Consider the following 4675-nt stretch of genomic DNA (forward strand, 5'->3'; position numbering starts at 1 on the left):
GCGGCCTGCGCCGCGCTTCGTCAGGGATTAGTGCTCGCGCGTTTTGCGGAACACCACGTCAGGGTAACGCTCCTGCGTCAGGTTCAGGTTGACCATTGTCGGGGCGATGTAGGTCAGGTTATCGCCGCCATCCAGCGCCAGCTGAACTTCATTTTTCCGCTTGAACTCTTCGAACTTCTTCACGTCAGTAGATTCAACCCAGCGCGCGGTGGCCACGTTGACCGATTCGTAAATCGCTTCCACGTTGTATTCGCTTTTCAGACGCGCTACCACCACGTCAAACTGCAGCACGCCGACGGCGCCAACGATCAGATCGTTATTAGCGATCGGGCGGAAGACCTGGACCGCGCCCTCTTCAGAGAGCTGAACCAGCCCTTTCAGCAGCTGTTTCTGCTTCAGCGGATCCTTCAGGCGAATACGACGGAACAGTTCCGGCGCGAAGTTCGGAATACCGGTGAACTTCATCATCTCGCCCTGGGTAAAGGTATCGCCAATCTGAATGGTGCCGTGGTTATGCAGGCCGATGATATCGCCTGGGTACGCTTCTTCAACGTGCGAGCGATCGCCCGCCATAAAGGTCAGCGCGTCGGAAATCACTACGTCCTTGCCGATACGCACCTGACGCAGCTTCATGCCTTTTTCATATTTGCCGGACACCACCCGCATGAAAGCCACGCGGTCGCGGTGTTTCGGATCCATGTTGGCCTGAATTTTAAACACGAAGCCGGTGAATTTCTCTTCCGTGGCGGTGACTTCACGCGTGTCGGTGTTGCGCGGCATCGGCGCCGGGGCCCACTCCACCAGGCCATCCAGCATATGGTCAACGCCGAAGTTACCTAACGCGGTTCCGAAGAAGACCGGGGTGATTTCCCCGGCCAGGAACAGATCTTTGTCGAACTCATTCGACGCTCCCTGCACCAGCTCCAGCTCGTCACGCAGCTGCTGCGCCAGGTCTTCCCCCACCGCCGCGTCGAGATCCGGGTTGTTGAGCCCCTTCACGATACGCACTTCCTGGATGGTGTGGCCTTTACCGGTCTGATACAGGTAGGTTTCGTCTTTGTAGAGATGATAAACGCCTTTGAACAGCTTGCCGCAGCCGATAGGCCAGGTAATCGGCGCGCAGCCGATTTTCAGCTCGTTCTCGACTTCATCCAGCAGCTCCATCGGATCGCGGATATCACGGTCGAGTTTGTTCATAAAGGTGAGGATCGGCGTATCGCGCAGACGGGTGACTTCCATCAGCTTACGGGTCCGATCTTCGACGCCTTTTGCCGCGTCAATCACCATCAGGCAGCAGTCCACCGCCGTCAGGGTACGGTAGGTATCTTCGGAGAAGTCTTCGTGCCCCGGGGTATCCAGCAGGTTCACCAGGCAGTCATGATACGGGAACTGCATTACCGAGGTGGTGATCGAGATACCACGCTGCTTTTCCATCTCCATCCAGTCGGATTTCGCGTGCTGGCTGGAACCACGACCTTTTACTGTACCGGCGGTCTGAATCGCCTGTCCGAACAGCAGCACCTTTTCGGTGATGGTGGTCTTACCGGCATCCGGGTGAGAAATAATGGCAAAAGTGCGGCGTTTGGCCACCTCTTGCAGATAAGGAGACAACGTCATAATTAATCTTCTAAGTAAACGCGGCCATGGGCCACGCATGTGGAATACGAAAAATTGCGGCTATTTTACCCATCAACGGGGGGGAGGCAATCAGTGTTTACACAGGAGCTGCTCCAGTTCGCTTAACGAGGTCACCGTCCAGTCCGGCTCGAGATCCGCCGGCAGCTCGCGCTGATGCGCATTGAGCCAGCAGGTCGCCAGTCCGGCGTTCACGCCGCCGCGAATATCCGACTCGGCGGTATCACCGACCATCAGCACCCGCGAGCGCGGTGGGTTACCCGCCTGCGCCAGCGCATAATCGAAAATACGCGCGTCCGGCTTGGCGACACCCACCTGTTCAGAAATAATCAGCAAATCAAAGTGATCGCGTAAACCTGTCCGCTCCAGACGAGTCTGCTGCAGCGAGGTAAAGCCGTTGGTGATGATGCCCATTCTGACCTTGCCCTGCAGCGCGTTGAGCAGCGAGACCGCGCCCGGCAACGGGGCACAGATTTCCGCCATCGCATTCATAAACGCGTCGTTGAGTTCCCCGGGCGGCACATTCAAACGTTCCGCCCAGCTGTCAAAACGCTGGTGCTGCAGCTGCAGCGAGGTGATGGCGCCGTTTTGGTAATCCACCCATAGCGGCTTGTTCACGGCCTGATAGTCCTGAAAATCTTCGGCGGTAAAGGTCACGCTGTAGTCGAGAAACATCCGCTGCAAGCCGCTGAAAGAATCAAACGTAAACAGCGTTTCATCGGCATCAAAGAAAATCCAGTCCCATTTCATCGTATCACCTTGTGTTACATACTGATTGGCAGAGCCATAATAATGGCGTCTTCGCGTCCGTCGGCCGTAGGATAGTAGTTGCGGCGGATGGTTGCCTCATTGAAACCTACGCTCTCATACAGCGCGATGGCGGCAACGTTGGATGCTCGCACCTCCAGCCACAGCGTGACGACGCCGAGTTTTTCGACTTCATCAATGACATGCTCCAGCAGCGCTCGCCCCAGGCCGCGGCGCTGGTAGGCGGGATCGACGGCGATATTGAACAGCGTCGCCTCATCCAGTACCACTTGCGTAATGGCGAAAGCCGCCATTTCGCCATCTACCGACAGCTGATAGTTGCGATAGCGCTCCCCCTGGTTACTGGCCAGAGTCTGTTCGCTCCACGGGAAAGCGTGGGCGCGTTTTTCGATGTGCCAGGCTTTGGTTAAATCAGCCGTGCTGAGGGTAGAAATCGTGTTCATGTGCGCAGATTTGTTGCCAGAGCGCCCTGCGAGCCGGCGCGCTGGTCTGGAGTTCATCAAAAGCGGGGGTGGACACCTGGGCGCCCGCCAGCGGCAGCGACGCCTCTGTGCCCAACCGCCAGCTGTTGCAGCGGCTGTCCTGCGGCAGCATCGCCACCCGCTCCGGAGTCAGCTGCAGGACCTGATCTGGCGTCACGGCCAGCGCGCGTAATATGTCGCCAATCAGCGGCTCTGTCAGCGACGGCGGGGTTTCCGCCACCATCACCAGACGAATATGTTCAGGAAGCGAGATAGCGATTTCGCCCTGCAACGCCCCCGGTCGGCGCAGCGACCACTGGGTAATGCCCAGCTGCTGTAATTGCCAGTCTCGTCGGGATGTCATAGCGAAACACTCCTGTTAAACAAGCGCGCAATATAGCAAATCCGTCGTATCTGCGCCAACAAACTACTATAATCGGCGCCAGTCTTAATGAAGGAGTGTTTCATGTCCGCTTTTACCCCGGCAAGTGAAGTCTTGCTGCGCCACAGTGATGATTTCGAGTCCGCCCGCGTTCTGTTTGCCGGTGACCTGCAGGATGACCTGCCTGCGCGTCTGGATACCGCGGCCAGCCGCGCCCACACCCAACAGTTCCACCACTGGCAGGTCCTCAACCGCCAGATGGGTGACACCGTCCGTTTTAGCTTAGTGGCTGAGGCCGCTGACGTCGCCGAATGCGACACCCTGATCTACTACTGGCCAAAGAACAAACCAGAGGCGCAGTTCCAGCTGATGAACCTGCTCTCTCTGCTGCCGGTGGGAAGCGACATTTTCGTCGTCGGTGAAAACCGCAGCGGCGTCCGCAGCGCGGAGCAGATGCTGGCTGAATACGCGCCATTAAACAAAGTGGATAGCGCCCGCCGCTGTGGCCTCTATCATGGCCGTCTGGAAAAGCAGCCGACCTTCGACGCCGACGCATTCTGGGGCGAATACACACTGGATAATCTGACGATTAAAACCCTGCCGGGCGTCTTCAGCCGCGACGGTCTGGACGTCGGCAGCCAGCTGCTGCTCTCCACCCTCGAGCCGCATACCAAAGGGAAAGTGCTCGACGTCGGCTGCGGCGCGGGCGTGCTGGCCGCCGCGCTGGCCAGCCATTCACCGAAAGTGCGCCTCACCCTGTGCGACGTCAGCGCCCCGGCGGTTGAAGCCAGCCGCGCGACGCTTGCCGCCAACGGCCTGGCTGGCGATGTGTTTGCCAGCAACGTCTTCTCCGAGGTCAATGGTCGCTTCGACATGATCATCTCCAACCCGCCATTCCATGACGGCCTGCAGACCAGTCTCGAAGCCGCCCAGGCGCTGATCCGCGGCGCGGTTCGCCATCTGAACAGCGGCGGCGAGCTGCGCATTGTCGCCAACGCCTTCCTGCCGTATCCGCAGGTGCTGGATGAGACGTTCGGCTTCCATGAGGTGATCGCCCAGACCGGGCGCTTTAAGGTCTATCGCACCATCATGACCCGTCAGGCGAAAAAATAATCGTCTTTTCACGCCGGCGGCCCGCTCCTGGTACCGCTGGCGCTTCCCGCGGGCAAATCCGCCCATTTTTGCAGCAATCGATACAACCTGCATAATTAACTATTGACGTGTCGCCGAAAACCACTAGAATGCGCCTCCGTGGTAACGATACTTTCAGAGTATCGATGGTATGCGAAGGTGGCGGAATTGGTAGACGCGCTAGCTTCAGGTGTTAGTGTCCTTACGGACGTGGGGGTTCAAGTCCCCCCCCTCGCACCATAATCCACGAAGATATTGCTCGCACTGGGCGAAGGTGGCGGAATTGGTAGACGCGCTA

Annotated in this window: 5 protein-coding genes and 2 tRNA genes (1 of these 7 only partly in view); 3 read left to right on the forward strand and 4 right to left on the reverse strand. The window is 58.2% G+C overall.

Annotated features, from left to right (window positions below):
• Positions 1–27: 27 nt before the first annotated feature.
• The 4 genes from prfC to HMPREF9538_RS11590 form a co-directional block, all read right to left on the reverse strand.
• Positions 28–1617 carry a peptide chain release factor 3 gene (gene prfC, locus HMPREF9538_RS11605; RefSeq protein ID WP_002887711.1) on the reverse strand — a complete coding sequence of 530 codons (1590 nt, stop codon included), beginning with the start codon at positions 1615–1617 and terminating at the stop codon, positions 28–30.
• 90 nt (positions 1618–1707) lie between these two features.
• Positions 1708–2385: a pyrimidine 5'-nucleotidase gene (gene yjjG, locus HMPREF9538_RS11600; RefSeq protein WP_004146044.1), complete on the reverse strand. Its 678-nt coding sequence runs from the start codon at positions 2383–2385 to the stop codon at positions 1708–1710.
• Positions 2386–2399: 14 nt separating this feature from the next.
• Positions 2400–2846: a ribosomal protein S18-alanine N-acetyltransferase gene (gene rimI / locus HMPREF9538_RS11595; protein ID WP_002887706.1), complete on the reverse strand. Its 447-nt coding sequence runs from the start codon at positions 2844–2846 to the stop codon at positions 2400–2402.
• Positions 2815–3228: a DNA polymerase III subunit psi gene (locus HMPREF9538_RS11590; RefSeq protein ID WP_004146046.1), complete on the reverse strand. Its 414-nt coding sequence runs from the start codon at positions 3226–3228 to the stop codon at positions 2815–2817. Before HMPREF9538_RS11590 ends, rimI begins: the two co-directional genes overlap by 32 nt.
• 102 nt (positions 3229–3330) lie before the next feature.
• Here HMPREF9538_RS11590 and rsmC point away from each other — a divergent pair, with 102 nt between their 5' ends.
• From rsmC to HMPREF9538_RS32630, 3 genes are all read left to right on the forward strand, one after another.
• Positions 3331–4359, forward strand: a complete 1029-nt coding sequence (rsmC, locus tag HMPREF9538_RS11585; protein WP_004177499.1) for a 16S rRNA (guanine(1207)-N(2))-methyltransferase RsmC — start codon at positions 3331–3333, stop codon at positions 4357–4359.
• Positions 4360–4530: 171 nt separating this feature from the next.
• Positions 4531–4617 (forward strand) — tRNA-Leu (locus HMPREF9538_RS11580).
• A 28-nt stretch (positions 4618–4645) separates the two neighbouring features.
• A tRNA-Leu gene (locus tag HMPREF9538_RS32630) sits at positions 4646–4675 on the forward strand (it continues 86 nt past the right edge of the window).

It is taken from the genome of Klebsiella sp. MS 92-3, assembly GCF_000195655.1.
GTDB classification, from domain to species: domain Bacteria; phylum Pseudomonadota; class Gammaproteobacteria; order Enterobacterales; family Enterobacteriaceae; genus Klebsiella; species Klebsiella pneumoniae.